Annotated in this window: 2 pseudogenes; both read right to left on the bottom strand. The window is 70.8% G+C overall.

Annotated features, from left to right (window positions below):
• Nucleotides 1–348: pseudogene (locus BZL64_RS33070) on the bottom strand (penicillin-binding protein 2); the annotation flags it as partial.
• 284 nt (nt 349–632) lie between these two features.
• A pseudogene (locus BZL64_RS33075) lies at nt 633–803 on the bottom strand (rod shape-determining protein MreD); the annotation flags it as partial.

An 803-nucleotide genomic window follows, 5' to 3' on the forward strand; every position in this document is an offset into this window, starting at 1 on the left:
GACCTCCTCGGCGGTCATGCCGAGCACCGCGGCGAGCTTGGCCAGGACGGCGTCGCCGTCGTCCTTCTGCTTCAGCAGCTCGGTGCGGGAGGCGGAGACGACGAGGCGTGTCTCGTTGTCCGCGAGGGGGACGCCCCGCGCGTCCAGGATGGAGCCGCGCACGGCGGGCTCGACGACCTGCTGGACGTGGTTGCCGGAGGCCTCCTTGGCGTACTCCGCGCCCTCACGGATCTGGAGGTACCACAGCCGGCCGCCGAGAGTACCGAGGAGGGAGAGGACGAGGATCTGGATCACGACGAGCCGGATCTGGACCCGTGGGGTCCGCCCGGTCTCGGGAATGTTGGTCACTGCGGCTGTCTCCCCCTCTCAGGGCGCGGACGTGAATGCCCGGACGCGCGTGCGTGTGGCTGTGCTGGTGCCCCTGCTCATGACCGGGGCTGTGCTGGTGCCCGGACTCGTGCCAGTGGCNNTACTCATCGCTGTGGCTGTGGCTGTGCGTACGAATGATGAACGACCGGCCTGTGAGGCCCCGTTCCGCCCCTGCGACCCCGTTCGAGTGAACCTCCGGGCGTCACCCTCGCCAGGGACGCACTCGGCACCGAGGGCCTCACCGCGCGTCAACTCCCCTGCCATCACAGCCTCTTGACCCCCTTGATGCGCCCGGCGCGGGCCATCCGGGAGCGGGCCGCCTTCATTTTCAGGCTGCCGCGCTGGCCGCCGATCCGCAGGCCGGTGCCGGAGGAGAGCCACCCGGAGGAGATGTCGGACGCCTTGCCGCCGGAGCCGGTGTCGGCGAGCGGGTC

Origin of the sequence: Streptomyces bobili (assembly GCF_002154575.1) — a bacterium.
GTDB classification, from domain to species: domain Bacteria; phylum Actinomycetota; class Actinomycetes; order Streptomycetales; family Streptomycetaceae; genus Streptomyces; species Streptomyces bobili.